At 63.0% G+C, this 25053-nt stretch carries 20 protein-coding genes; 11 read left to right on the top strand and 9 right to left on the bottom strand.

Features of this window, described 5'->3' with window-relative positions; genetic code table 11:
- Nucleotides 1-171 precede the first annotated feature (171 nt).
- Nucleotides 172-2790, top strand: coding sequence for an EAL domain-containing protein (locus NKL06_RS03355; RefSeq protein ID WP_023694755.1), 2619 nt, complete (start codon nucleotides 172-174; stop codon nucleotides 2788-2790).
- A 29-nt stretch (nucleotides 2791-2819) separates the two neighbouring features.
- Here the strand turns inward: NKL06_RS03355 and NKL06_RS03350 are convergent, their stop codons facing one another.
- The 4 genes from NKL06_RS03350 to NKL06_RS03335 all read right to left on the bottom strand — a co-directional run bounded on the left by NKL06_RS03350 (nucleotide 2820) and on the right by NKL06_RS03335 (nucleotide 8332).
- On the bottom strand, nucleotides 2820-3350 hold the full coding sequence (locus NKL06_RS03350) for a CAP domain-containing protein (protein WP_023671529.1): 531 nt from the start codon (nucleotides 3348-3350) through the stop codon (nucleotides 2820-2822).
- Nucleotides 3351-3495: 145 nt separating this feature from the next.
- Nucleotides 3496-4128 carry a LysE family translocator gene (locus NKL06_RS03345; protein ID WP_023671530.1) on the bottom strand — a complete coding sequence of 211 codons (633 nt, stop codon included), beginning with the start codon at nucleotides 4126-4128 and terminating at the stop codon, nucleotides 3496-3498.
- 153 nt (nucleotides 4129-4281) lie between these two features.
- The gene (locus NKL06_RS03340; protein ID WP_023694756.1) at nucleotides 4282-6255 is read right to left on the bottom strand and encodes a pilus assembly protein; all 1974 of its coding nucleotides are present in this window, start codon (nucleotides 6253-6255) and stop codon (nucleotides 4282-4284) included.
- A gap of 187 nt (nucleotides 6256-6442) precedes the next feature.
- A complete protein-coding gene (locus NKL06_RS03335) occupies nucleotides 6443-8332 on the bottom strand; it encodes a pilus assembly protein (RefSeq protein WP_023694757.1) in 1890 nt (629 codons plus the stop codon).
- Nucleotides 8333-8667: 335 nt separating this feature from the next.
- Between NKL06_RS03335 and NKL06_RS03330 the strand changes: the two genes are divergently transcribed.
- Both NKL06_RS03330 and NKL06_RS03325 read left to right on the top strand, forming a co-directional pair.
- A complete protein-coding gene (locus tag NKL06_RS03330; protein ID WP_023671533.1) occupies nucleotides 8668-9528 on the top strand; it encodes a TIGR01459 family HAD-type hydrolase in 861 nt (286 codons plus the stop codon).
- A 9-nt stretch (nucleotides 9529-9537) separates the two neighbouring features.
- Complete coding sequence (locus NKL06_RS03325; protein ID WP_023694758.1) at nucleotides 9538-10521, top strand: bifunctional riboflavin kinase/FAD synthetase; 984 nt, start codon at nucleotides 9538-9540, stop codon at nucleotides 10519-10521.
- Nucleotides 10522-10550: 29 nt separating this feature from the next.
- Here NKL06_RS03325 and NKL06_RS03320 read toward each other — a convergent pair whose 3' ends face one another.
- The 4 genes from NKL06_RS03320 to NKL06_RS03305 form a co-directional block, all read right to left on the bottom strand.
- Nucleotides 10551-11105 carry an HdeD family acid-resistance protein gene (locus tag NKL06_RS03320; protein ID WP_023671535.1) on the bottom strand — a complete coding sequence of 185 codons (555 nt, stop codon included), beginning with the start codon at nucleotides 11103-11105 and terminating at the stop codon, nucleotides 10551-10553.
- A gap of 128 nt (nucleotides 11106-11233) precedes the next feature.
- Entirely contained in the window at nucleotides 11234-11647 is a 414-nt protein-coding gene (locus NKL06_RS03315) for an MAPEG family protein (protein ID WP_023671536.1), read from the bottom strand.
- 12 nt (nucleotides 11648-11659) lie between these two features.
- Nucleotides 11660-12142 carry an SRPBCC family protein gene (locus NKL06_RS03310; protein ID WP_023694759.1) on the bottom strand — a complete coding sequence of 161 codons (483 nt, stop codon included), beginning with the start codon at nucleotides 12140-12142 and terminating at the stop codon, nucleotides 11660-11662.
- Nucleotides 12139-12444, bottom strand: a complete 306-nt coding sequence (locus NKL06_RS03305) for an ArsR/SmtB family transcription factor (protein WP_023689559.1) — start codon at nucleotides 12442-12444, stop codon at nucleotides 12139-12141. The genes NKL06_RS03310 and NKL06_RS03305 overlap by 4 nt, the downstream gene beginning before the upstream one ends.
- 212 nt (nucleotides 12445-12656) lie before the next feature.
- Between NKL06_RS03305 and NKL06_RS03300 the strand changes: the two genes are divergently transcribed.
- From NKL06_RS03300 to NKL06_RS03290, 3 genes are all read left to right on the top strand, one after another.
- A complete protein-coding gene (locus NKL06_RS03300) occupies nucleotides 12657-13460 on the top strand; it encodes a MipA/OmpV family protein (protein ID WP_023734252.1) in 804 nt (267 codons plus the stop codon).
- Nucleotides 13461-13694: 234 nt separating this feature from the next.
- Complete coding sequence (ileS, locus tag NKL06_RS03295; RefSeq protein WP_023694761.1) at nucleotides 13695-16676, top strand: isoleucine--tRNA ligase; 2982 nt, start codon at nucleotides 13695-13697, stop codon at nucleotides 16674-16676.
- 201 nt (nucleotides 16677-16877) lie between these two features.
- The gene (locus tag NKL06_RS03290; protein WP_023682973.1) at nucleotides 16878-17561 is read left to right on the top strand and encodes a hypothetical protein; all 684 of its coding nucleotides are present in this window, start codon (nucleotides 16878-16880) and stop codon (nucleotides 17559-17561) included.
- A gap of 28 nt (nucleotides 17562-17589) precedes the next feature.
- Here NKL06_RS03290 and NKL06_RS03285 read toward each other — a convergent pair whose 3' ends face one another.
- Nucleotides 17590-18042, bottom strand: a complete 453-nt coding sequence (locus tag NKL06_RS03285) for a nucleoside deaminase (protein WP_023694762.1) — start codon at nucleotides 18040-18042, stop codon at nucleotides 17590-17592.
- Between the two features lie 180 nt (nucleotides 18043-18222).
- Here NKL06_RS03285 and NKL06_RS03280 point away from each other — a divergent pair, with 180 nt between their 5' ends.
- From NKL06_RS03280 to NKL06_RS03260, 5 genes are all read left to right on the top strand, one after another.
- Entirely contained in the window at nucleotides 18223-20406 is a 2184-nt protein-coding gene (locus NKL06_RS03280; protein ID WP_023694763.1) for a pseudouridine synthase, read from the top strand.
- A 47-nt stretch (nucleotides 20407-20453) separates the two neighbouring features.
- The gene (gene rsmD, locus NKL06_RS03275; protein ID WP_023671544.1) at nucleotides 20454-21008 is read left to right on the top strand and encodes a 16S rRNA (guanine(966)-N(2))-methyltransferase RsmD; all 555 of its coding nucleotides are present in this window, start codon (nucleotides 20454-20456) and stop codon (nucleotides 21006-21008) included.
- Between the two features lie 96 nt (nucleotides 21009-21104).
- Nucleotides 21105-22460: a M16 family metallopeptidase gene (locus tag NKL06_RS03270; protein WP_031209167.1), complete on the top strand. Its 1356-nt coding sequence runs from the start codon at nucleotides 21105-21107 to the stop codon at nucleotides 22458-22460.
- A 188-nt stretch (nucleotides 22461-22648) separates the two neighbouring features.
- Nucleotides 22649-24025, top strand: a complete 1377-nt coding sequence (locus tag NKL06_RS03265; RefSeq protein ID WP_023808308.1) for a M16 family metallopeptidase — start codon at nucleotides 22649-22651, stop codon at nucleotides 24023-24025.
- Nucleotides 24022-24882 carry a patatin-like phospholipase family protein gene (locus tag NKL06_RS03260; RefSeq protein WP_023694766.1) on the top strand — a complete coding sequence of 287 codons (861 nt, stop codon included), beginning with the start codon at nucleotides 24022-24024 and terminating at the stop codon, nucleotides 24880-24882. The genes NKL06_RS03265 and NKL06_RS03260 overlap by 4 nt, the downstream gene beginning before the upstream one ends.
- Nucleotides 24883-25053 lie beyond the last annotated feature (171 nt).

Here is a 25053-nt window from a genome sequence, read left to right as displayed (position 1 = left end):
TTCCGTTACAGTTCATCTTGAATTAGCACATCTGTAACATTGTCAGTCGACTTTCGTCTGGCACGACAGAGGCCCTTTCTTGTTTCAGGTGCCAAACCGGAGGAGGTCTGTTTGGTCACGAAGTCATCCAGAAGATCCGTCGGGGCGCGCGGGCCGGTGGGCGTAGCCGCATTGGCAAGACTGGCTGACGTTTCCTACGATACGCTCGAGGGAGAACTTCGCACGACCATTGCGGGTCTCGAAGGGCAGACCCTGCGTTTCGAGACTGCGATCGAGAATATTTCGCAAGGCATCTGCTTTTTCGATGCCGATGAACGGCTGATCCTGAGCAACCGGCGCTATGCGGAAATCTACCGCATTGCGCCCGAGGAATTGCGGCCTGGCGTGACACTGAGCGAAATCGTCGAACGCCGCGTCGCCGCCGGGACGGCGGCGACGGCGGCCGACACCTATCTCGCAACGGCTCGCTCGATCAATTCGGGCAAGGCTTCGCGGCTCTGGACCGCCAAACTTGTCGATGGTCGCACAATCCAGATCCGTAACCAGCCCATGCCCGATGGCAGTTGGATCGCCACGCATGAGGACATCACTGAACTCCTCGCCAATCGGCAGATCGTCGACGAGCGCATTTCGCTGCAGGCGCTGATCGACTGGGTGCCCGATTATCTCTGGGTCAAGGATACGCAAAGCCGTTTCGTCGTGGTCAACAGCGCCCTTGCGACCGATAGCGGCCGCAACAAGACCAGCGACATGATCGGTTTGACCGATTTTGATCTCCACCCCCCGGAAGTTGCGCGGAAATTTCGCCTGGTCGAGCAGCGCCTGCTCAAGAGCGGACAACCAGTGATCGACGCGGAAGAGTTTGTCGTCGATGCGTCGGGGAACGGCAAATGGCTTTCGTCGACGAAGGTGCCGTTGCGCAATCGCCAAAATGAAATCTTCGGCCTGGTTGGCATCGCCCACGACATTACCGCCCGCAAGCAGGCGGATGTCCTTCGCAGCGGGCAGGCGCAGATCCTCGAAATGATTGCCACGAGCGCGCCGCTGGAGGACGTGCTCGACCGCCTCATGCGCTTCGTCGAGGCTCAGTTGAAGGGGATATTCGGTTCCGTCCTGCTGCTCGACAAGGACGGCATTCATTTGCGTCACGGTGCGGCGCCGGGCCTGGCGAAAGCCTATACGAGCGCCATCGATGGGGCGGCCATCGGTCCCAAGGTGGGATCCTGCGGAACCGCCATCTACCGGCGGGAACCGGTCATTGTTACCGATATTCTGCAGGATCCGCTTTGGGACGATTACCGCGAACTGGCGGCAGCCCATGGCTATCGTTCGTGCTGGTCAACCCCGATCCTGTCGCATCGGGGCGTCGTGTTGGGCGCCTTTGCCATGTATTCGATGACCGTGCGCGAACCCACCCATGCCGAGACCCGCCTGATCGAATTCACCACACACATTGCCGGCATCGCGATCGAGCGCAAATTGGCGGAAGACCAGATCCACTTCATGGCCAACCATGATGCGCTGACCGGCCTGCCCAATCGCGCTTTGCTGGAGGATCGGCTTTCCCAGGCGGTCCTCTACGCGCAGCGATACAATCGCTGGATGACGGTGGTGTTCATCGATCTCGACAATTTCAAACTGGTGAACGATACGTTTGGCCACAATGCCGGCGACGAACTCCTCAAGACCGTCGCCAGCCGTTTGGTTGGATGCGTGAAGGCCACCGACACCGTCGTGCGGCTTGGCGGCGACGAATTTGTCATCGTCCTGTTCGACCAAACCACCAATGTCGATGTGGTCTCGGAAACCCTGCAGACGATCAGGGATGCGATCGCGGAACCGGTTCTTGTCGGAGAGCATCGGCTGAGAACGACGGCCAGCATCGGCATCGCAAATTACCCGAAGGACGGGACCAGCCCGGATACGCTGTTGGCTAATGCCGACGCAGCCATGTATCGCGCCAAGGAATTCGGCCGCGACAATTTCCAGTTCTATGCCCCGGAGTTCAACTCAACGGCACATGAAAAATTCCTGCTTCAGGAGGAATTGCGAAACGCGCTCGCCCGGTCGGAATTCGCTCTGCATTATCAGCCACAGGTGGATCTGCGATCGGGGCAGGTTTTCGCCGTCGAAGCGCTGGTGCGCTGGAACCACCCAACGCGAGGCCTGGTTTCGCCGGCGATGTTCATCCCGACCGCCGAGGAGACCGGGCTGATCGTGCCGCTCGGCGACTGGATCCTGCACGAAGCCTGCCGGCAGAACAAAGCCTGGCAGCGCGCCGGTCTGTCGCCCGTAACCGTCTGCGTCAACGTGTCGGCGCGGCAGTTCCGGGAGAAGAACCTGATCGACCGCGTCGTCAACGCATTGAAGGAAAGCGGCCTGGAGGCGAGGTATCTCGAGCTCGAAGTGACGGAAAGCCTGATCATGCAGGATTTCGAGCTGGCGGTCGCAACGATGAACGGACTGCAAAAGCTCGGCGTGCAGATATCGATCGACGATTTCGGAACAGGCTATTCCAGTCTCAGCGCCCTCAAGACGTTTCCGGTGGCGCGGCTGAAGATCGACAAGTCCTTCATCAACGATCTCGCGACCGACGAGAACGATCAGGCGGTCACTGGCGCCGTGATTTCCCTGGGGCAGAAGTTGAACCTTCGGGTGCTGGCCGAAGGTGTCGAAACGGAAGACCAGGTCGCCTTCCTGCGCAAGAACAATTGTGACGAGGTGCAGGGCAATTATTTCAGCAAACCCCTGTCGGCTGGGGATATCGGCGAGCTGATCGCGAAAGGCTGACGGCTGGCTCGCGCCGTAACCGCTGGCTGCTATTTTCCGAGCACCAGGCTCCAGTAGCGGATGGCGCTGTCGCGTCCGTCGCGTACATAGGCGAGGCCGAAGCGGCTAAAATCCGGATCGAGCATGTTGCGGCGGTGGCCAGCCGAATGCATCCATATGTCGAACAGTTTCTGCTGGTCGAAGCGGCCCTCGGCGATGTTCTCGGCGGCGGCGCCCCGCACGCCATTGTCCTTCATCCGCGACGCGAAATCCTTTCCCCAGCCCGTCGTGTGGCTCATGCGTTCGCGTGAGGCCATATAGCCGGCCTGCTGCCGAGCGGCCTGCTCGAGCTGGGCGTCCGGCACCAGCGCCGGCAGTCCGGCCGAAGCTCGGATGCCGGCCAGCGTCGCGGTGGCGGAGGACGAGACACCGGCGCCTTCGCCGGTCGGCACCGAGACCGTGCTGCAAGCAGCGAGGCCGGCCATGGCTGCAAGGCCGATCAGCAGCAGGCGCCTGTTTGGTTTTGGACTTGCTGCGCCAGAGCGGGTTTGCGCGAGCGGATGATTGGTGGTGCAGATCATTGTCATGCCTGCCTGACTTAGCGGCGATCATGGCTTTTGCCGGGCAGGGCCGCGAAAATCTCAATCGCTGGCCTCCGTGCAGGTTCGGCCGATCGATTGAATGGGAAGGTCGGCGGCCGATGTAGTCTCGGCGCGCTGCGTCCGATCAGCGTTGCGCGTCGGTCGCCATTTTAAGCGCCAGCGCGGCGAGCACCGTGCCCATCATCCAGCGCTGGATGACCATCCATAGCGGCCGTCCGGCAAGGAAGGTGGCGATCGAACCGGCCGTTACCGCGATGATGGCATTGGCGGTCAGGCTGATCGAGATCTGCGTGGCGCCGAGCACCAGAAGCTGCGACAGCACATGGCCGTTGCCCAGCGAGATGAACTGCGGCAGCAGCGACAGATAAAGCACCGCCACCTTGGGATTGAGGAGATTGGTCATCAGGCCCATCGCGAACAGCTTGCGCGGCCTGTCCTTCGGCAGTTCGCGCACCTGGAATGGTGAGCGCCCGCCGGGCCGCACCGCTTGCCAGGCGAGCCATAGCAGATAGAGCGCGCCGGCAATGCGCAGTGCGTCATAGGCAAACGGCACGGCAAGCAGCAGCGCGGTGATGCCCAGCGCAGCCGATACGACATAGAACAGAAAGCCGGCCGCCACGCCGCCGAGCGAGATCAGCCCGGCCTTCGGGCCTTGCGACAGCGAGCGCGAGATCAGGTAGATCATGTTCGGCCCGGGCGTCAGCACCATGCCCAGGCAGACCAGCGCGAAGGCGAGATGGTTGGCGGTTTCGGGCACTGGCAATCTCCGGGAAGCGGTGACGATACCCACCACGCGTTTTGACTCACCGCAAGAGCATGATGGCCGGAGACTTTGCGCCAGCGTCGAAAAAGACGAAAGCGAAGCCGCCAATTTCCCCCGCAAGGCGGGGAAGATCAGCAGCTTCAACCCTCAGCTCACCACGCGCAGGTTCGAGAGCTCGTTGGCGATTTCCTTGAAATTGTCGGACAGCGTGGCGCCGGTCGCGTTCCAGAACAGTTTTGCAGGCTTGCTCGGGTCGGCCGGATCCTTGCGGAAGCGCGAGTCCGACGAGCACGTCTTCAGTGCCTCCATCGCGCTCTTGTCGCCGGCGTCGGTCGTCGACATATCGAGCGCCACCGTCATCACCATGATGTTGGCCGCCTTGGCGTTGTTGCACAGCGTCGCCATCTGCTCGTTGAGCGCGGCGGTGTAGTTGCTCGACGAATAGTTGAGCTGGCCGATGGCGCTCGACGTGCCGCCGAACAGGCGGGTGACCGCAGTGCCGTTGTAGCCGACGCCGGTATAGCCATAGCCGGCATAGGTCGACTTGTTGCCGGCGGGGTCGGAACTCACCGTCGAATAGGTGTTCTCGCCGTCGGTGAGCACGATGACCACCTTGTCATTGCCGCGCTCCGTCTCAGGACGTCCTCCTGTGAAAGGCTCCGTGCTGGAGACGGTGCGCCAGCCCCAGGCCATGCCTTCCGGCACATTGGTGTTGCCGTTAGGCGCCATAAGGTCGATCGCAGCCTTGATCTTGGTCAGCCCGGCGGCGTTGGCGACGTCGGTCAGGGGTGTGATCGGCGTGGTGGTGCAGCTGTAGTTCGGACCGGCACCCGTCCCCAGCACCGGCGCGTTCATCGGCCGTGGCTGAAAATACTTGGCCATGTTGGACTGGCGCGTCTTGCCGGTGGTGCTCGCCGGATCGTCGTTCCACCAGCTGTTGGCTGCGCCATAGGTCTTGGGAGCCACCTCGTCGGGGTCCTGCGTTATGTACCAATGATTGCCCGGCTCATCCGGCGCGAACATCGGCACGAACATGGTCGCGGGATCGCCGGTGCCGGTGCCGGTGTTGTTCGGTCCGCCGGAGGCCGGCGCGTCGGTGACATTATAGGGGTAGGGACGGACCTCGACGCAGCCCTGCCAGCTGGCGAACGGTCCGTATGTGTCGTTGTAGTCGTATTCGTTGTGGCTGTCCGAGCATGTATGATTGGCACGATATTTGTCGCACACCACGCGTTTGCTGCCGACGATGCGCTCGTGGCTGGTGACCACCTTCATGTCGCGGTAGAGCGAGAAGCGGGTCAGCATCTGCCCCTCCTGCTCACCCCAGCCAGTGCCTTTCTTGTACCAGATGCCGCCGATCTTCTGGGCATATTTGTCGGCTGCATTAAGCGTGGACCAGGCGAAATTCTCATTGTGGATGGGCGACAGCCCGTAGGCGTCGATCCACGACGCGTTGTCGTTGCTGGCGCCGACATTGACCGAGGCGGCGAACGGCACAAGGCTGAACTGGACCGGCTTGTCGATCTGCTTGATCATCGCGGCCTGCAAGGCAAGCGTGTCGACGAGCTGCTTGGCGGCTTGCTTGAGAAGGTCGATGCGCTTTTGTCCGGCACCCGTGCCCGTGTTCGACATCGACCCCGAATTGTCGAGCACCATGGCCACTTCCAGCGTGTTCTTCAGCCGGACTTGCGAACACACGGAGTAGGTGACGTTTTCCGACGTCCTGCCGATCAGCATCGCCGCTGCCGGCAGGAAATAGGGCTTGTAGACCAGGCTGGCGCACAGCTTGACGATGCCGCCGCCGGTCGTGCTGCTGGGCAGCGTAACGCTGAGCGTCGTGTCGGCGGGATCGACGTCGTTGAGGTTTGCCTTGAAGAAGTCGAGCGCATAGGCCCGCAACTGGTCGTCGGTGGCGCCTTCCACCAGCCGGCGCGCGGTGGCGAAGTTGGCGGCGTCGAGCGCGTTGACCACCCTCTGCTTCTCGCTGACCACGCCGGTGTAGTCGACGGCCATGGCCACGCCGCCCATCAGTGGCACCATCGCCACAACGGTCATCAGAGCGTAATTGCCGCGGCGGTCACGCCAGAAGTCACGCCGGAATGTGCGCCAGAGTTCACGCATGTGATGTAAGCGGCCCCGCCTGCGGATTCTTCAATGCCGCCACAGTTTCACAAAACGTTGAAGGACGGGTTTGGGAAACTGCTCGATTGCGCGGATAGCGCTTCACCAGGCGCTAACCAAATGCGCCAGCTGCCGAACGCAAAACGCCCCGCCGAGGCGGAGCGCCTTGTTCGAAAGATCGCGCCGATCAGCTGACGATGCGCAGGTTCGACAGTTCGTCGGCGATTTCCTTGAAACTTTGCGACAAGGTGGCGCCGGTCGCGTTCCAGTACAGCTTCGCCGGTTTGCTCGGGTCGGTCGGATCCTTGCGGAAGCGCGAATCCGAGGAGCATTTCTTGAGCGCATCTATGGCAGTCTTTTCCGCCGGCTTGGAACTAACAAGGTCGAGCGAGACGGTCATCAAGAGAATGTTCGAATTCTTCGCATTGGCGCAAAGGGTTTGCATCTGCTCGTCAAGCGCGGCCGTGTAGTTGGTCGCCGTATAGGTTGTCTTGGCGACGGTCGTGTTGACGAACAGGCGGGTCGCAGGCTCCACTGGCTTCGGAAAATTAGGGCCGGTGTAGCCATAGGCGGCGTAGGTCGATCCATTCTTGGCGTAGTTGCTGGTCATGTCGTTGCTGGGGCCGATGCTATAGGTGTTTGCGCCGTCGGTCAGGACGATGACCACTTTGTCGTTGCCTCTTTCGGTGTTCGGCCGGCCTTGCGTAAAAGGCTCGTTGCTCGACACCGTCCGCCAGCCCCAGGCCAGCCCTTCCGGCACGTTGGTGTTGCCCGTCGGGGCCATGGCATTGATGGCATCCGTCAGGATTTTCTTGCCATCGGTGGTGGTTATGTCCTGCAACGGCGTGATCGCGGCGGTCGTGCATGCCGAATTGGGTCCATCATCGGCCGCAGCGGCTGCTGCGTCCCAGGGCTTTGTCAGAAAATACTTGCGCATATCCGCCTGGCGTTTGGGGACAGTCAGCGTGTCGGAATAATCGATCCACCAATTGTTGGCGTAACCCCACGTCGATGTGCTGGTGCGAGTTGTGTCGGTCCAGAAATTGCCAGCTTCGTCCGGCGCGAACATCGGCACGAACATGGTGGCGGGCGTGCCAGTGGTCGGCGACGTGTCGTCGTCATTATAGGGATACGGCCTCGCCTCCACGCAGCCCTTCCAGGCTTCGTATTTGGCGACGACGGAGGTCTTGCAAGTGCCGTTCGAGTTTTTCTTCGTACAGGTCGTTGCCATCATGTCCTGATAGAGGGTGAAACGCGTCATCTCCTTGTCTTTGTCAGTGCCCCAGCCCGTGCCGCGCTGGTAGTAAACGCTGCCTACTTTTTCGATCCATTTGGTGGCATTTGCCGCCGCTGTCATCGTCGACCAATCGAAGTTCTGATGATGGATCGGGGAAATGCCGGTCGTGTCCAGCCACGTCGGCAATGGAGCCGGGGGGATCGGAGCGCCGACATTGACCGACGCAGAAAACGGGACCAGCGAGAACTGCACCGGCTTGGTCACCTGCTTCATTTGTGCGGCCTGGAGCGCCATTGTATTGACAAGCTCGGTCGCGGCCTTCTTGAGCAAATCTATTCGCGGCTGGCCGGTGCCGGAGCCGTTGATGCTCATAGAGCCGGAATTGTCGAGCACGAGAGACACTTCCAGCGTGTTTTTGAGGCGGATCTCCGAGCATGCCGATGTTGTGACGTCGGCGGCGGTTCTTCCGATCATCATGGCCGCTGCCGGCAGGAAATAGGGGTGGTACGTCAATTCGGCGCACAGCTTCAGCGTGCCACCACCTGCGTTGTTGTTGGGAAGCGTCACCGTCAGGGCCGTATTGGCTGCTTTGACGCGGCCGAGATTGGCTTCGAAGAAATCCTTCGCATAGGCCTTGACTGCCGTGTCGGTCGCCCCGGTGACGATCTGCTGTGCCGTGGCAATCCCGGCGGCATCCAGCGCGTTCAGCATGTTCTGCTTTTGGCGCAAGAGATCGGTGTAGTCGATGGCAAGCGCCAGCGCGCCCATCAAGGGCACCATGGTGATCACTGTCATCAAGGCATAGTTGCCGCGTCTGTCGTTCAGAAATCTGCGGATCATGCCTTCAGCACCCCTGCCAGGACCCCAATATCGGTCCGAAGATGCCCACAAAATCGTTAAATTTCAGGTTGCTGAAATGCGTTCAACATGGGCCCATCTTTTCAAGGCTCGTTAACCACTCGGCCCTGGTGATCAGCGGTGCGACATTGTTTCGATAGACCGAAGCTCGGAGAAGGGTGGTTCCTGCCTGTGCAACCTTCGATCAGCCGTTGCGCAACAGCCTGGCAAGTGCCGAAAAGCTGGTGACAGGATGAAACGCTTCGGTTAATGCGGGGCCGGTTGCGGCGGACCGTCGGCTGCAGCTCTCGCAATGATCGTCACAGCAGGTAAACGGCATGGCGGATTCGCCTGATATCATCGGCTCGCTCGCGGATTTGTCGGGCGCCTACTCGGCCATCCTGTGCGATGTCTGGGGCGTGATCCACAATGGCGAATGGCATTTTCCGGCGGCTGCCGAAGCGCTTGCCGCCGCGCGTGCGGCGAAGGTCCCGGTCGTCCTGATCACCAACTCGCCGCGCCGCAATGCCGATGTGGTGGCGCAGATGAATGCGATCGGCGTTCCCGCCGCCGCCTACGACCGCGTCGTGACCTCAGGCGATGTGACCCGCGACCTTATCGCCGAAGGCCCACGAAAAATCTTCCATATCGGCGCCGACCGCGATTTCACCCTCTATGACGGTCTGGACGTCGAGCTCGTCGAGGAGTTCGAGGCCTCCGGCGCGGTCTGCACCGGGCTGTTCGACGACGAGGTGGAAACGCCTGAGGATTACGCCGATCTGCTGCGCCGGCTGCGCGCCAGGAACCTGCCTTTCATCTGCGCCAATCCCGACATCGTGGTCGAACGCGGCGAGCGCATGATCTGGTGCGCCGGCGCCTTGGCGCGCGACTATGCCCAGCTTGGCGGCCGCACGCTGATCGCCGGAAAACCTTATGCGCCGGTCTATGACGTAGCGCTGCGGGAGGTTGCCGTGCTTCTAGGCCGAGACGTCGCGCGCACCGAGGTGCTGGCCATCGGCGACGGCATGATGACCGACGTCAAGGGCGCCGCCGACAACGGCATCGACGTGCTTTACGTCTCGGGCGGCATTCACGCGCGCGACTATGGCGATCCCATGCAGCCGGACCCCGCCAGGCTTGCAGCCTTTCTGCAAAAGCACGGCTACCGGCCGGTCGCCGTCATTCCGAGACTGCGGTAGGGTTGCTGCATGAGCGCAGCTTTCGAACACATTTCAGCAACCGCGCCGCTGCCGCCGCATTTGCGCGGCGGCGTGGTGGCGATCGGCAATTTCGACGGCGTCCATCGCGGCCACCAGGCGGTGCTCGATCGCGCGCTTGCCGAAGCCGGGCGGCGCGGCGTGCCGGCGCTAGTGCTGAGCTTCGAGCCGCATCCGCGCAAGGTGTTCAGGCCCGATATGCCGCTGTTCGTATTGACGCCGCCGCCGATGAAGGCGCGGCTGCTGTCGCATCTGGGCTTTGCCGCACTCGTCGAACAGCCGTTCACGCGCGCCTTTGCCGGCCTGTCGGCCGAGGCTTTCGTGACCGATGTGCTGGAGACGAACCTCGGCATCACCCATGCCGTCACCGGCTTCGATTTTCACTTCGGCAAGGACCGGCAGGGCGGTCCTGCGTTTCTGATGGCGGCAGGCGAGCGCCATGGTTTCGGCGTCACCCTGGTCGACGCCTTTCGCGACGAGGGCGCCGAGGTGGTGTCGTCGAGCCGTATCCGCGAGCTGCTCTGCGAGGGAGAGGTCGCCGAGGCCGCAGGCCTGCTCGGCTACCGCTTCACCGTCGAAAGCGAAGTGATCGGCGGCCAGCAGCTCGGCCGCACGCTCGGCTTCCCGACAGCCAACATGAGGCTTTCGCCGGAAACGACTCTGAAGGAAGGGATTTATGCCGTCCGCTTTCGCCGCGCCGACGGCACGCTCTATGATGGTGTCGCCAGCTTCGGGCGTCGCCCGACTGTCGACGACAATGGCGCGCCGCTGCTCGAAACCTTCGTCTTCGACTTTGCCGGCGATCTCTATGGCGAGATCTGCGACGTATCGCTCTTCGGCTTTTTGCGTCCCGAGGTGAAGTTCGATGGGCTCGATGGGCTGGTGGCACAAATGAAGCGCGACGAGGCGGAGGCGCGCGCGCTGCTGGCCGGCGTCAGGCCGCTTTCGGATCTGGACGGCGCCATCGCTTTTTGAGCCTTCCGGCCGCTTACCTCTTCAAGCCCCTACTTCTTCAACGCCAGTCCGAGAGCGATGAAGCTCCAGCCCTGGAAGATCAGGTCGATGGCCAGGAACAGGCCGAGCACCCACAGGCTGTTGACCGGCCAGCCCATGGCGATGGTCAGCCCCGCCAGCACGCTGATCAGGCCCGCCGCGACGACCCAGCCCCAGCCCTTTTCCGGTCGGTGGCTATAGCCGACCCAGGCCCTGAGCGCGCCTGAAGCGACCAGCGCCACCGCCAGCAGCAAGGTCAGCACCGTCGAGGCCAGCAGCGGATTGTCGAAGGCAAAGAAACCGGCAACGGCATAAAGCAGGCCGCTGAGCAGCCAATAGAAGAAGCGACTCCAGGTCTTCACGCCGAAGGCATGCACGATCTCGATGATGCCGGCCATCAGCATCAGCCAGCCCACGACATAGACCGAGGCGACGGTGGCGATGAACAGATTGCCGAAGGCAATGCCGCCGAAGATGAGCAGCAGCACGCCGAGCGCGACGAACCACCCCCATTTGTCCCGTGTCCGGCCGATCGCATCTTTCAGGGTATCACCGTGCAGGGTCATGGCTGCATCTCCTCGAAATCGCCTGGCACCTTGCCGGGAGGTTAGCCCCGGCTGTAGCGGACGTCCAGCCGATGGCGACGGCTAGCAAACAAACAAAGCGTCGGTGGCTTGAGGCTCGCGCGTACGTGTCAATTTATGGCAGCCCACCCAGTCACAAGGACGAGGACAAGCGTGACGATCGCTCCAGAGACGTAGACGATCGTTCTGACACTGCCACCCTTGGCGGCATTGCCGCCGCGTAGGTAAACCCCCAGGTGAAGCAGGCGTATCGCCACATGAACCCAGACAATGGTCGCCAACGTGGCCGACCCAACGCCAACCATCATGGCCAGCACCGCCGGGACGACAAAAGGCGCCAGCGCCTCGACCGAGTTCATATGCACGCGGTCGATCCTGTAGAGGAGATTGGCGTCGTCGGCCGGGATCACCGGACCGGAAAGCGCTCCGGCAAATCCCTTGGACGAACCCGAGTAAACCGCCAGCGCGACTGACAAAAGACAGAGGATCAGTACACCGAGGATGCTTAGCCAATAGGGTTCCATAATTGTGCTCCTTCAGGTCACCTTGCTGGCAAAAAGATCTTGGAATCGCCTGAGATACAGCGGCCAGCCTTGATCACCGTCAATCCCAAAGCGCACGCCTTCCCAGCCTTCGCCATGACGTTCGAGATTGCGATGCTCGATCTCGACGCAGGTCCGGCTATTCGTCTCCGCCGTAAACCGGACTTCCCACTCGCTGGTCCTGTCCGGATTGGTCTCGATCTGCCATTGAGGGCTGATATCCCAACTCAGAAGCAGTCGGTTCGGCGGCTCGTAGGCCAGCACCCGTGCCCAGCGGCACTCGCTGCCATCCACACCGCGGTCGTAGACGTGACCGCCAACGCGGGGTTCGAAGATCGTCTCCGCGATCGGCACCGCAAGCAGGTTATGCTCTTTGGGTTTGAAACTGCCGAAGTCCTCGGTGAAGACCTTGAAGGCATGTGCGATCGTAGCCTCGACAAGGATGGAGTGCCTCACGGGCGGTTGATGCGTGCTCATTCCTGCTCCTTCAAGGGCTGTTCGACGACCACTTTGTAGGCCGCCAAGGTCTTGCTCCAGAACCGGTCGAGTTCGGCGCGCAGGCTGGCCAAGCCTTCCGGTTCGACCCGGTAGATGCGTTGCTTGCCTAGCCGTGTGTTGGCCACGAGGCCGGCGTCCTTGAGCACCTTCAGGTGCTGCGAGACCGCCGGCCGGGTGACAGGAAGCGCACGAGCCAATTCCCCGACCGAACAGGGTTGTTCGACCAGCAGTTCGAAGATCGTCCGCCTGGTCGGGTCGCCAAGCGCTGTCCATCTGTTCATGTTAGTCTGCACTAACGCGAATTTAGGCAACCTCGCTATTTCTGTCAACTCGCCACAGGCCCGGCGGCGCCCTGTTCAAATGGGCCACAGCGCAAAAAACAGGGTCGCAGTTGCCGCCACTGCTGTAGATTTTAAGTCAAATTTTACCGAACCGGCGCCATGGCTTTGGCTGCCGGGTGTTCTCTCCGTTTTGTTTCGCGTATGGGGTGATGATGCGTATTGTCTGGACGATTCCGCTGTTTCTCGCCTCGGCGCTGCTCACTGTGTCCACCGCCAATGCGGGCGAGGGTGCCTTCGGCTGGATGTCCGGCGACTGGTACCTGACGCTTGGCGCCACCGGCATGGTCGCGCCGAAATTCGAGGGCTCCAACAGCTATCTGCTCAGCGCATCGCCGATCATCTCGCTGGGCAAGGCCGGCCCGGCCGCACGCTTTAGCTCGCGCAACGACAACATCTCGCTGGCGCTGGTCGACGATGGCGGCGTCCGCGCCGGCCTGACCGGAAAATTCCTGTTTTCCCGCGACAGCAAGGATGAGCTCAAGGGCCTCGACCCGGTGCGCTGGGGCGGTGAGGTCGGCGGCTTCTTCGAAATCTATCCGACGGACTGGCTGCGCGCCCGCGCCGAACTGCGCCATGGCATTCGTGCCCATGATGGCTTTGTCGCCGACATCGCCGCCGATGCTTTCTACGACGTGACGCCGACTGTCAGAATTTCGGGCGGACCACGCGTGTCCTTTGCCTCGTCGGGCTATTTCGACTCTTATTATGGTGTCAACGCCAAGGAGGCTGCGGCCTCGGGCCTGAGCGAATACCATCCTGGCGGCGGCCTGAAATCGACCGGCCTTGGTGGCGCCATCACCTGGAAGGTGACCGATCCGATGACCGCCAGCCTGTTCGGCGAATATGCGCGCCTGACGGGCCCGGCCGCCGATTCCAGCCTGGTCAAGGAGCGCGGCGACCGTAACCAGTTCACGGTCGGCGTCTCGACCACCTATCGCTTCGACTTCGCGATGTAAGTGAATCGAACAAGAGACGCTTTATTCCTGCGGCTTTCTCGGCTAAAAGCCCGGCAATGACGAGCTTTTCGCGCCTTCGCGCGCTGACGATACGAATTACAGGCCCGGTGTTCCGGGCGGCCTGAGCGCCGCCGGAGCCGCCGGGAGTTTTGCGCGCCCCCTCGCGCTTTTTCCAAATCATGATAGTTCACGCCCGAGCTTTTACGCCCGCCGGGCAATGCACATGGCAGACCAATGACCGACACTGTTGAAACGATCGACTATTCCAAGACGCTTTACCTGCCGCAGACGGATTTCCCGATGCGCGCCGGCTTGCCTGAAAAAGAGCCGCTGCTGGTCAAGCGCTGGCAGGATATGGACCTTTACGCCAAGCTGCGCGAGGCGGCCGCCGGCCGCGAAAAATACGTGCTGCATGACGGCCCGCCCTACGCCAACGGCAACATCCATATCGGCCACGCGCTGAACAAGATCCTTAAGGACGTCATCACCCGCTCGTTCCAGATGCGCGGCTATGACTCCAATTACGTGCCCGGCTGGGACTGCCACGGCCTGCCGATCGAATGGAAGATCGAGGAACAGTACCGCGCCAAGGGCAAGAACAAGGACGAGGTGCCGGTCAACGAGTTTCGCAAGGAATGCCGCGACTTCGCCGCGAACTGGATCACGGTGCAGGGTGGCGAGTTCCAGCGGCTCGGCGTCGTCGGCGACTTCAAGAACCCCTATACGACGATGGCTTTCCACTCGGAGTCGCGCATCGCCGGGGAGTTGTTGAAGTTCGCCATGTCGGGCCAGCTCTATCGCGGCTCCAAGCCGGTAATGTGGAGCGTCGTCGAGCGCACCGCACTGGCCGAGGCCGAGATCGAATACCATGATTATGAGAGCGACACGATCTGGGTGAAGTTTCCAGTTGTGTCAGGATTTTGGAGCGTTGAGCACTTTGTATCAGACGCTGCACCGTCCATGCGCGTTCCGGAAAGCGTTGCACTTTTGGACAACGCCCACGTCGTCATCTGGACGACAACCCCGTGGACGATCCCCGGCAACCGTGCCGTCAACTATTCGTCACGGATCGGCTACGGCCTTTATGAAGTTACCGCAGCCGAAAATTCGTTCGGTCCACAGCCCGGTGAGAAGCTGATCTTTGCAGATGCGCTTGCCGAAGACTCCTCGGCCAAGGCCAAGGTCACCTTGAATCGGCTTCGCAGCGTTTCGGTCGAAGAGCTTGGAAGCCTTACACTTTCACATCCCTTCAAAGGTCTCGGCGGTGGTTACGAATTCGCCGTACCCATGCTTGCCGGGGACCATGTCACCGACGATGCCGGTACCGGTTTCGTCCACACCGCGCCCGGCCATGGCCGCGAGGACTTTGATGCCTGGATGGATGCGGCATCGGATTTGCGCGCACGTGGCATCGACCCTGCCATCCCCTTCACTGTAGATGATGCCGGCTTCTTCACCAGGGACGCGCCGGGTTTTGGCCCGGATCGCGAAGGTGGCGCCGCGCGCGTCATCGACGACAACGGCAAGAAGGGCAATGCCAACCAGGCGGTTATCGACGAACTGATCAAGCGCAACGCGCTGTTTGCGCGCGGCCGGCTGAAGCATTCCTATCCGCATTCATGGCGGTCGAAGAAGCCGATCATCTTCCGCAACACGCCGCAATGGTTCGTCTATATGGACAAGGACCTCGGCGACGGCACGACGCTGCGCAGCCGTGCGCTGAAGGCGATCGACGACACACGCTTCGTGCCGGCGGCCGGCCAGAACCGTATCCGCGCCATGATCGAGGAACGCCCGGATTGGGTCTTGTCGCGCCAGCGCGCCTGGGGCGTGCCGATCGCCGTCTTTGCCGACGAGGACGGCAATGTGCTGAAGGACGAAGCCGTCAACCAGCGCATCATGGACGCATTCGAGAGGGAAGGCGCCGACGCCTGGTTCGCTGCCGGCGCCAAGGAGCGTTTCCTCGGCAATCACGAGGCCTCCAAATGGAAGCAGGTGATGGACATCCTTGACGTCTGGTTCGATTCGGGCTCGACGCATGTCTTCACGCTGGAAGACCGTCCGGACCTCAAATGGCCGGCCGACGTCTATCTCGAAGGCTCCGACCAGCATCGCGGCTGGTTCCACTCCTCGCTGCTCGAAAGCTGCGGCACCAGGGGCAGGGCACCTTACGACACCGTCGTCACCCATGGCTTCACCATGGATGAGGAGGGGCGAAAGATGTCGAAATCGCTCGGCAACACCGTCGTGCCGCAAGACGTCATCAAGCAGTCCGGCGCCGACATTCTGCGTCTGTGGGTGGTGACGACCGACTATTGGGAAGACCAGCGTCTCGGCAAGAACGTGCTGCAGACCAACATCGATGCCTACCGCAAGCTCCGCAACACCATCCGCTGGATGCTGGGCACGCTCGCCCATGACGATGGCGAGGAGGTGCCGCTGGACAAGATGCCGGAACTGGAGCGGCTGATGCTGCATCGGCTGGCCGAGCTCGATGAGGTCGTGCGCTCGGGCTACGACGCGTTCGAGTTCAAACGCATCACCCGCACTTTGCTCGACTTCATGGTGGTCGAGCTGTCGGCCTTCTATTTCGACATCAGGAAGGACGCGCTCTATTGCGAGGGACCCGCCAGCGTGAAGCGCAAGGCCTCGGTGCAAGTGGTGCGCCACCTCTTCGACTGCCTGGTGAAATGGCTGGCGCCGATGCTGCCCTTCACCACGGAAGAAGCCTGGCTCGACCGTCATCCGGATGCTGTCTCCCTGCATCTCGACCAGTTCCCCGACATTCCGGCCGACTGGAAGAACGAGGCACTGGCGGAAAAATGGCGCAAGGTGCGGCAGGTCCGCCGAGTCGTCACCGGCGCGCTCGAGATCGCACGCGCTCAGAAGGTCATCGGTGCCTCGCTGGAAGCCGTGCCGGTCGTGACCCTCGACGATGCCGCGCTTGAAGCCGCGATCGCCGATGTCGACATGGCCGAAATGGCGATCACCAGCGATCTCGTCATCGCCCACGGTAAGGCGCCGGAAGGCGCCTTTGCGCTCGACGATGTCAAAGGTGTCGCGGTGGTGGTCGAAAAGGCCGAGGACCGCGGCTTGGTCAAATGCGCGCGTTCGTGGCGCTATACCGCCGATGTCGGGCAGGACGTGGAATTCCCCGACGTGTCTGCCCGCGATGCCGCCGTGCTGCATGAACTCAAGGCTCTGGGACGTTTGTGAGTGCTCAAAGCCGGTGCACAAATGCCACGGCGGGCGGGTGAAAAGCGCCCGCGCGTTGCCCTTAACGAGTGGTTGAGATAAACACGCGAAACTCCGGAAGACAAATTGTCGCCGGAATTCCGTCGCAAGAGCGTGGACGATGGGGACCGGGGCCTTTGGCCGGTGACGATCGAGAGGCTGTCTAGAGTGGGACTTTTTGGCATGATCGACAGAACTTCCGTGCGCGTTGCGCTGCTGGCGCCGCTTGTCGCGTCCGGCCTCGCTCTGTCCGGCTGCATGGGTTCGCCGACCTACGGCACCGACAAGACGGCTGGCGAGCAGCTTGCCGGCGACCTTTCCGGCGCCTTCGCCATCACGCCCAAGCACAAGGAACAGATCGACTACAGGCCGCGTCCGGAGCTGGTAAAGCCGGCGCCGGGGCAGAAGGAAGTGCTGCCGCCGCCTCAGGAAAGCATCGAAACGGCGAGCACCGATTGGCCCGAATCGCCCGAGCAGCGCCGCGCCCGCCTGCGTGCCGACGCCACTGCCCACCAGGACGACCCGTCCTATCAGTCGGGGATCGTCGACGACGTGCAGACCGATCCGGCTTCCGTGAAGAAGGCGCTGGCGGATTCGGGCTCAAGCCACCCGCCGGCCTGGTCGCCGAAGGATTCAGACAAGGGCCGCGCCGCCGAGATCCAGCGCCGCACCGCAGAGCAAAAGCAGGGCGATCCCAACACTCGCAGATATCTGAGCGAGCCGCCTCTGGCCTATCGGGCTGCCTCCGACACGGCGCCGCAGGGCGAACTCGGCGAGGATGAATACAAGAAGGAACGCCGCCTCAAGAAGGAAGCGGCCGCCAAGGGCAAGAGCGGCGGGCTCTTCGACTGGCTGCCCTCCTGGTAGGAACCGTCGCCTTCGGTAGCTGAAGGCTCTACGTTTCGCGTCTTTCCCGAAAGAATTCCCTGAGCAGCAGCGCCGCGTCGGCCTCGGCCATGCCCGGATAGATGTCGGGCGTATGGTGGCAGGTCGGCGAAGCGAAGAAGCGCACGCCGTTGACCACCGCGCCGCCCTTCTCGTCGGCCGCGCCGAAATAGAGCCGGCGCAGCCTGGCGAAGGAAATGGCGCCTGCGCACATGGCGCAGGGTTCCAGCGTCACATAGAGGTCGTGACCGGTCAGCCGCTCGCTGGAGAGCGTTTGGCAGGCCGCGCGGATGGCCAGCATTTCGGCATGCGCCGTCGGATCGGCAAGTTCGCGGGTGCGGTTACCGGCGGATGCCACCACCGTGTCGCCGCTGGCGATGACGGCGCCAACCGGAACTTCTCCGCGCAAGGCGGCGGCTTGCGCCTCTTTCAGCGCCAGCGCCATGAAATCCGGCCGCTTCACGCGGTTTCCATTCCGATTATCTCCTCGCCACTTGGCGGTGATCCTGTTATGGAGCGCGTCAACCCGAATATCGGAACAGATTTTCGGAAATGATCATGCGCCAAATCAAAGTGCTATAGCGTCCTTTGCGCGCCCGAAAGGATGCGCCACGCTGTAGCAGCGCAACAAGGCAAAGGCCACATGGACGACAACGACAAGAAATCTCCGCGCCACAAAGGCCCGGGCAAAAGCGGCCCTGGAGCCGCGGGGCCGCGCCGCGATGGCGCCGCCGGCAAAAGCGGCAAACCCTCCTTCGGGGCCAAGAAACCCTATTCACCGCGCGGCGCCCGGCCGGCAGCGGCTGAGGGCGAGCGGCCCAAGCGCGATTTCAAAAGTGGCGACCGGCCATTCAGCAAGGGTCCTCGTCCCGAAGGCAAGCCTTTCGAAAAGCGCGAGGGACCGCGCAAGCCATATGCACCACGCGGTGACCGGCCGATGGCAGCCGAAGGCGAGCGCAAGCCGTATGAAAAGCGCGAAGGGCCGCGCAAACCCTATGCGCCGCGTGGGGATCGCCCTATGGCGGCCGAGGGTGAACGCAAGCCGTATGAAAAGCGCGAGGGGCCGCGCAAGCCTTATGCACCGCGGGGCGATCGGCCGGTTGCGGCCGATGGCGAGCGGCCAAAGCGCGATTTCAAGGGCGGCGATCGGCCGTTCAGCAAGGGGCCGCGTCCCGAAGGCAAGCCTTTCGAAAAGCGTGAAGGGCCGCGCAAGCCCTACGCACTGCGCGGCGATCGGCTTGCTTCCGCCGAGGGCGAAAAGCGTTTTGACCGTCCAAAGCGCGATTTTGGCGATCGCCCGCAGCGCGACGCCGGAGATCGTCCCGAGCGTGACTTCAGCGATCGCCCCAAGCGCGATTTCGGTGGTGACCGGCCGCAAGCATCTGGCGGCGCCTTCAAGCCGCGCCCGCGTCCGGCCGAGGCTGAAGAAGCCGGCGAGCGTATCGCCAAGCGGTTGGCCCGCGCCGGCCTGGCGTCGCGCCGCGACGCCGAAGACCTGATCGCGGCGGGCCGTGTCAAGGTCAACAACCGGGCTTTGACCTCGCCGGCCTTCAACGTCATGCCGGGCGACATCATCCATCTCGATGGCATGGAGATCCCGCCGATCGAGCGCACCCGCCTGTTCCTGTTTCACAAGCCTGCCGGCGTCGTTACCACCAACCGCGACCCCGAGGGCCGCAAGACCGTGTTCGACGTGCTGCCGGCCGAATTGCCACGGCTGATGACCATCGGCCGCCTCGACATCAACACCGAAGGCCTGCTGCTGCTCACCAATGATGGCGGTCTGTCGCGCGTGCTCGAACTGCCTGCCACTGGCTGGCTGCGCCGTTACCGCGTGCGCGTTCATGGCAAGGTCGAGGAAAGCATGCTCGCAGGCCTGCGTGAAGGCATTGCCGTCGACGGCGTCTTCTACGGCGCCATCGAAGCGACGCTCGATCGTGAACAAGGCACCAACGCGTGGCTGACGATCGGCCTGCGCGAAGGCAAGAACCGCGAAGTGAAGAACATCCTTGGATCGCTCGGCCTCGACGTGACGCGGCTGATCCGTATCTCCTACGGACCGTTCCAGCTCGACGATCTCGCCGAAGGCCATGTGCTGGAGATCAAGGGCCGCGTCTTGCGCGACCAGCTCGGCGAGCGACTGGTCGAGGAATCCGGCGCCAATTTCGACGCCGAGATCATCAAGCCGTTTTCCAACCAGCCGGTGCGGCGAGAGCGTGACGCGGAGCCGGAACGGCCGAAAGTCACCCGCGAGGGTGACCATCGGCCGATCGGCGAGGGCGGTCTGATCAAGAACCGCAAGCGCCGCGAAGGCAGCCGCGACGAAGCGCTCGGCAAGCTGTCGACCAGTCCCGAAAGGGGCGCGAGGCCGGAAAAGAGCTTTGGCGAACGCGGCCCGAGACCCGAGCGCAGCGAGTTTTCGGACAAGCCGCGCAGCGAGTTTCGCGAAAAGCCGCGCGGCGATTTTGGCGACAAGCCCCGTGGAGGCTTCGGCGACAAGCCGCGCGGCGCCTTTGGTGACAAACCGCGCGGCGGCAAGAAGCCCGAGCGCGAGCAGCGGCCGATCGATCCGCCGGGCCAGCGCAAGGCTAATGTCTGGATGGCGCCGGGCGCGCGTCCGATCGGCAAGGGCAGGGCGGAAGCCGATGCCGCCAAGGCGGCCGAGGCCAAGGCGCGCAAGGCGTCATTCAAGCCGTCCTATGGCAAGCCGGCCTATGGCAAGCCGGGCGGAGCCAAGCCGTTCGGCAAGCCGGGTGGCGAGCGTCCGGATGGCGGTCGGGGCGGCGAGCGGCCACGCAACGGTCCCAAGGGCCCGAGGACCAGATGATGCCGGGACTTAAATGAGATCCGGCCTTAAATGAGACCCGGGCATAAATGAGAATCGTCGGCGGCCAATTTCGCGGGCGTCCGCTGGCGACGCCGCGCGACCATGCCATCCGCCCGACGACCGACCGCGCCCGCGAGGCCGTCTTCAACGTGCTGGCGCACCGCTTTGCCGACAAGCTCGACGGCGCGCGTGTGCTCGACCTTTTCGCCGGCACCGGCGCTCTCGGCCTCGAAGCGCTGTCGCGCGGCGCTTCCTATGGCGTCTTTATCGAAGAATCGGCCGAAGGACGCGGCCTGATCCGCACCAATGTCGAAGCTTTTGGCCTTACCGGCCGCACCAAGATCTTCCGCCGCGACGCGACCGCCCTGGGTGAGGCCGGTACGCTTGCGGCATTCGGCCTGGTCTTCGCCGATCCGCCCTATGGCAAGGGCCTTGGCGAGCGCGCCCTGCGCTCGGCCAGGGATGGCGGCTGGTTGCTGCCCGGCGCGCTCTGCGTGGTCGAGGAAGCCGCCTCGGCGCCCTTCGAGATTGGGCCGGAATTCTCGGTGGTTGATGAACGAAACTACGGCGAGACGGTGGTCCGGTTCATCGAGCTTGCGTAAGGGTGGAGCGACCGGCGCCTTCAAAATGACGCACAATTCACTTTGCCTCCGCGGCTAACCTTGCCTATCGTCGCGCGATAACAACCGGAGCCATCAATGACATTTCATACTGAATGGCTGCGGAGAGCCTTGCTCGCCACCGCGCTGACCATGGCCGGCCCGGCCCTGGCCGCGGATGATGGCAAGGTGGCCAACTTCCTGCTCGACAATGGCATGGAGGTGGTGGTCATTCCCGATCATCGCGCCCCCATCGTCACCCATATGGTGTGGTACAAGATCGGCAGCGCCGACGAGCCGCCAGGCAAGTCCGGCATAGCGCACTTCTTCGAACACCTGATGTTCAAGGCCACGACCAACCACGCCGCGGGCGAGTTCGACCGCGCCATATCGGCCATCGGCGGCTCCAACAACGCCTTCACCTCATATGACTACACTGCCTTCCACGAGACGGTGGCGCCCTCGGCACTTGGTGAGATGATGAGCTTCGAGGCCGATCGCATGCGCAACCTCATCTTGACCGACGAGGTCATCAAGACCGAGCGCGACGTGATCCTGGAAGAGCGCCGCGCGCGCATCGACAGCAATCCGCAGGCGGTGCTCGACGAAGAGGTCGACGCGACGCTCTGGCAGAACCAGCCCTACCGCATTCCGGTGATCGGCTGGATGCAGGAGATGGAGCAGTTGAACCGCACCGATGCGGTTGCCTTCTATGACAAATACTACCGCCCCAATAATGCGGTGCTGATCGTGGCCGGCGATGTCGAGCCGGAGGTCGTGAAGGCGCTGGCCGAAAAAACCTATGGCAAGGTCGCGCGCGGTCCCGACCTGCCCCCGCGCATCCGCCCGGTCGAGCCGGAGCAGAACACCAAGCGGACGGTGACGCTCACCGATGGGCGCGTTTCGGTGCCGAGCTTTTCGACGCAATGGGTGGTTCCGTCCTACCACACGGCAAAACCCGGCGAGGCCGAGGCGCTCGACCTGCTGGGAGAGATCCTTGGCGGCGGCAGCCGCAGCAGGCTCTACCAGCAACTCGTGGTCAAGCAAGGCATCGCATCGGCGACCGGCGCCTTCTTCCAGGGTACGATGCTCGACGCCACCAATTTCACCGTCTATGGCGCGCCGCGCGGCGACGCCAAGCTGAGCGACGTCGAGGCGGCCGTCGACGCCGAGATCGCCCGCATCGTCAAGGACGGCGTCACCGCCGATGAGCTGGAGAAGGCCAAGGCCCGCTATATCAGGGCCATGATCTTCGCCCGCGACAAGCAGGACGAGATGGCCAATCTCTACGGCGCCGAGCTCGCCACCGGCGGCAACGTCAGGGATATCGAGGAATGGCCGGACCGCATTCGCAAGGTCACCGCCGATGAGATCAAGGCGGTCGCCGCACGCTATCTGCTGCTCGATCGTACGACGACCGGCTATCTCTTGCCGCAGCAACAGGCGGGGAATTGATGATGACGAGATTGAGCGTTGGCGCTGCCCCTCACCTGCCTGCCGGCATCCTCTCCCCCTATAGTGACGGGGAGAGGGGCGCTGTCATCGTCGATTTCGCCAACCATCAGCGTCGTAAGAAGAGCGCCAGCGTCGCGGCGAGACCCCTTCTCCCCGTCACTATACGGGGAGAAGTGCCCGGCAGCGCGATGAGGGGCGGAGCTGACCTTGGCGATCAATGGCCTGATGCGATTACTCATAGGCGCATCGCGGTTCTCCACGTCTTCGCCACACTGTTCCTCGGCATCTTCTTCCTCATCCTGCCGGCGCTTGCCGCGCACGCGATGGACATTCAGCCGGTGACCTCATCGAAAGGCGTCAACGCCTGGCTGGTCGAGGACCACTCCATTCCGATCGTCGCCATCCGCTTCGTGTTCGATGGCGGCTCGACGCAGGATCCGGCGGGGCGGGAAGGGCTGGTCAATCTGATGACCGGCCTGTTCGACGAGGGCGCCGGCGACCTCGACAGCGAGGCCTTCCAGATCAAGCTTGACGATGCCGGCGCCGAAATGGGCTTCGAAGCGGCGCGCGACGGCACCTATGGCGCGATGCGGATGCTGGCCGAGCAGAAGGATGCGGCCTTCGACCTGCTCAGGCTGGCGGTCACCAGCCCGCGCTTCGACCAGGCGCCGATCGACCGTATCCGCGCCCAGATCCTGTCCGGCATCATCGCCAATGAGCGTGACCCCAACACCGTCGCGCAAACCAAATGGCTGCGCGCCATCTATGGCGACCATCCGTATTCCAGGCCCGACCAGGGCACCAAGGACAGCATCGCCACCATCACGGCAGCGGATCTGGCTGCCTTCCACAAGGCCAATTTCGCCCGCAGCGGCCTGCATGTTGCGGTGGTCGGCGACATAGATGCCGCGACGCTGAAACGGAAGCTCGATGAGGTCTTCGGCGATCTGCCGGAAAAGCAGGTGCTGCAACCGGTTTCCGATACCGAGCTGAAGCTCGGCCAGCAGCTCGAGGTCGACTACGACCTGCCGCAGACCTCGCTGCAGTTTGCCTACCCCGGTGTGAAGCGCGATGCGCCGGATTTCTTCCCCGCGGTGCTGATGAACCAGATTCTCGGCGGCGGCACCTTCACCTCGCGCCTCTATGACGAGGTGCGGGAAAAGCGCGGCTTGGCCTACTCCGTCGATTCCAACCTGGTCGACCACCAGCATTCCAATGCGCTGATCATCACCACGGCGACGCGTTCCGACCGCGCCGCCGAGACGCTCGCCATCGTCAAGGAGGTGGTCAAGAAGATGGCGCAGGAGGGGCCGACCGAGGCCGAGCTGGACGCGACCAAGAAATACATGGTCGGCTCCTATGCTATCAGCAATCTGGATTCTTCCAGCGCCATTGCCGCGACCCTGGTGGAATTGCAGCTCGACAATCTCGGCATCGACTACGTGCAGCGCCGCGCGGCGCTCATCAACGGCGTGACGCTCGATCAGGTCAAGGCAGCGGCGAAGAAGCTGCTGACGCCGGCGCCCGCGATCATGAGCATCGGGCCGAAGCTGGAGGCCAAATGACAGGTCCGACTTTCGGTATCGCCTTTGGCGGCGGCGGCGCGCGCGGCCTGGCCCATATCCACATCGTCGAGGCGCTGGACGAGCTCGGCATCAAGCCCGTGGCCATCGCCGGCTCCTCGATCGGCGCCATCATGGGCGCCGGCATGGCCTCGGGCATGAGCGGAAAGGACATCGAGGACTACGCCCGCTCGATCCTCGGCCGCCGCGCCGAGGTGGCGGCGCGCATGTGGCGCTCGCGTCCCGGCACCATCGCCGAGGCGATGCAGGGCGGCATCCGCGTCAGCCAGTTCAACATAGAGCGCATCTTGAAGGCGTTCCTGCCGGAAGCCATCCCGGAAACCTTCGCCGAGCTGATGATCCCGCTCAAGGTGACGGCGACGGACTATTTCGGTCACAAGCTGGCCGTCTTCGACGAGGGCGACCTGCATTCGGCGCTCGCCGCCTCGGCTGCCATTCCCGCCGTGTTCCGCCCGGTGACGCGCGACGACCGCGTGCTGATCGACGGCGGCATCTACAATCCGGTGCCGTTCGACCTCATCGAAGACGCCGCCGACATCATCATCGCGATCGACGTCGTCGGTGCGCCGAGCGAGGCCGAGCGCAAGCACCCGACCACCGTCGATCTGATGTACGGCGCCACGCAATTGATGATGCAGTCGATCATCGCCCACAAGCTGAACCAGCGCCCCCCCGACATACTGATCCGCCCGCCAGTGTCAAAATACCGCGTGCTCGATTTCATGAAGATCGACACGCTGCTGGCCGAGACGCAGGAGGTCAAGGACGAACTGAAGCGCGAGGTGGAAAGGGTGGTCGAGGCGCATGCCAAGGGCAAGCGGGGGAAGAAAGCAGGGTGAGCTGCCGATCTCCCCCCTCGAGGGGGAGATGGCCGGCGGACCAGAGGGGGTCGTCTCGCGTGAAGCTCGACCTCCTACGGTCGATAGGAGGTTGCGTCAGGACGGACCGACCCCCTCTGTCGCCTTCGGCGACATCTCCCCCTCAAGGGGGGAGATTACCCCCACCAGCGT

This window comes from Mesorhizobium sp. C268A (assembly GCF_040324475.1).
Classification (GTDB): Bacteria; Pseudomonadota; Alphaproteobacteria; order Rhizobiales; family Rhizobiaceae; genus Mesorhizobium.
The sequence above is the reverse complement of the archived record's forward strand: the minus strand, read 5'-3'. Positions and strand labels throughout refer to the sequence as shown.

Excerpts from the sequence above, each read along its gene's own strand:
- rsmD (WP_023671544.1), top strand. The coding sequence starts at position 20,454 with ATGAGAATCGTCGGCGGCCAATTTCGCGGGCGTCCGCTGGCGACGCCG.
- NKL06_RS03280 (WP_023694763.1), top strand. The coding sequence starts at position 18,223 with ATGGACGACAACGACAAGAAATCTCCGCGCCACAAAGGCCCGGGCAAA.
- NKL06_RS03270 (WP_031209167.1), top strand. The coding sequence starts at position 21,105 with ATGACATTTCATACTGAATGGCTGCGGAGAGCCTTGCTCGCCACCGCG.
- NKL06_RS03340 (WP_023694756.1), bottom strand. The coding sequence starts at position 6,255 with ATGCGTGAACTCTGGCGCACATTCCGGCGTGACTTCTGGCGTGACCGC.
- NKL06_RS03325 (WP_023694758.1), top strand. The coding sequence starts at position 9,538 with ATGAGCGCAGCTTTCGAACACATTTCAGCAACCGCGCCGCTGCCGCCG.
- NKL06_RS03330 (WP_023671533.1), top strand. The coding sequence starts at position 8,668 with ATGGCGGATTCGCCTGATATCATCGGCTCGCTCGCGGATTTGTCGGGC.
- NKL06_RS03265 (WP_023808308.1), top strand. The coding sequence starts at position 22,649 with ATGAGGGGCGGAGCTGACCTTGGCGATCAATGGCCTGATGCGATTACT.
- NKL06_RS03290 (WP_023682973.1), top strand. The coding sequence starts at position 16,878 with ATGATCGACAGAACTTCCGTGCGCGTTGCGCTGCTGGCGCCGCTTGTC.
- NKL06_RS03335 (WP_023694757.1), bottom strand. The coding sequence starts at position 8,332 with ATGATCCGCAGATTTCTGAACGACAGACGCGGCAACTATGCCTTGATG.
- NKL06_RS03310 (WP_023694759.1), bottom strand. The coding sequence starts at position 12,142 with ATGAGCACGCATCAACCGCCCGTGAGGCACTCCATCCTTGTCGAGGCT.
- NKL06_RS03350 (WP_023671529.1), bottom strand. The coding sequence starts at position 3,350 with ATGATCTGCACCACCAATCATCCGCTCGCGCAAACCCGCTCTGGCGCA.
- NKL06_RS03320 (WP_023671535.1), bottom strand. The coding sequence starts at position 11,105 with ATGACCCTGCACGGTGATACCCTGAAAGATGCGATCGGCCGGACACGG.
- NKL06_RS03300 (WP_023734252.1), top strand. The coding sequence starts at position 12,657 with ATGCGTATTGTCTGGACGATTCCGCTGTTTCTCGCCTCGGCGCTGCTC.
- NKL06_RS03260 (WP_023694766.1), top strand. The coding sequence starts at position 24,022 with ATGACAGGTCCGACTTTCGGTATCGCCTTTGGCGGCGGCGGCGCGCGC.
- NKL06_RS03315 (WP_023671536.1), bottom strand. The coding sequence starts at position 11,647 with ATGGAACCCTATTGGCTAAGCATCCTCGGTGTACTGATCCTCTGTCTT.
- ileS (WP_023694761.1), top strand. The coding sequence starts at position 13,695 with ATGACCGACACTGTTGAAACGATCGACTATTCCAAGACGCTTTACCTG.
- NKL06_RS03305 (WP_023689559.1), bottom strand. The coding sequence starts at position 12,444 with ATGAACAGATGGACAGCGCTTGGCGACCCGACCAGGCGGACGATCTTC.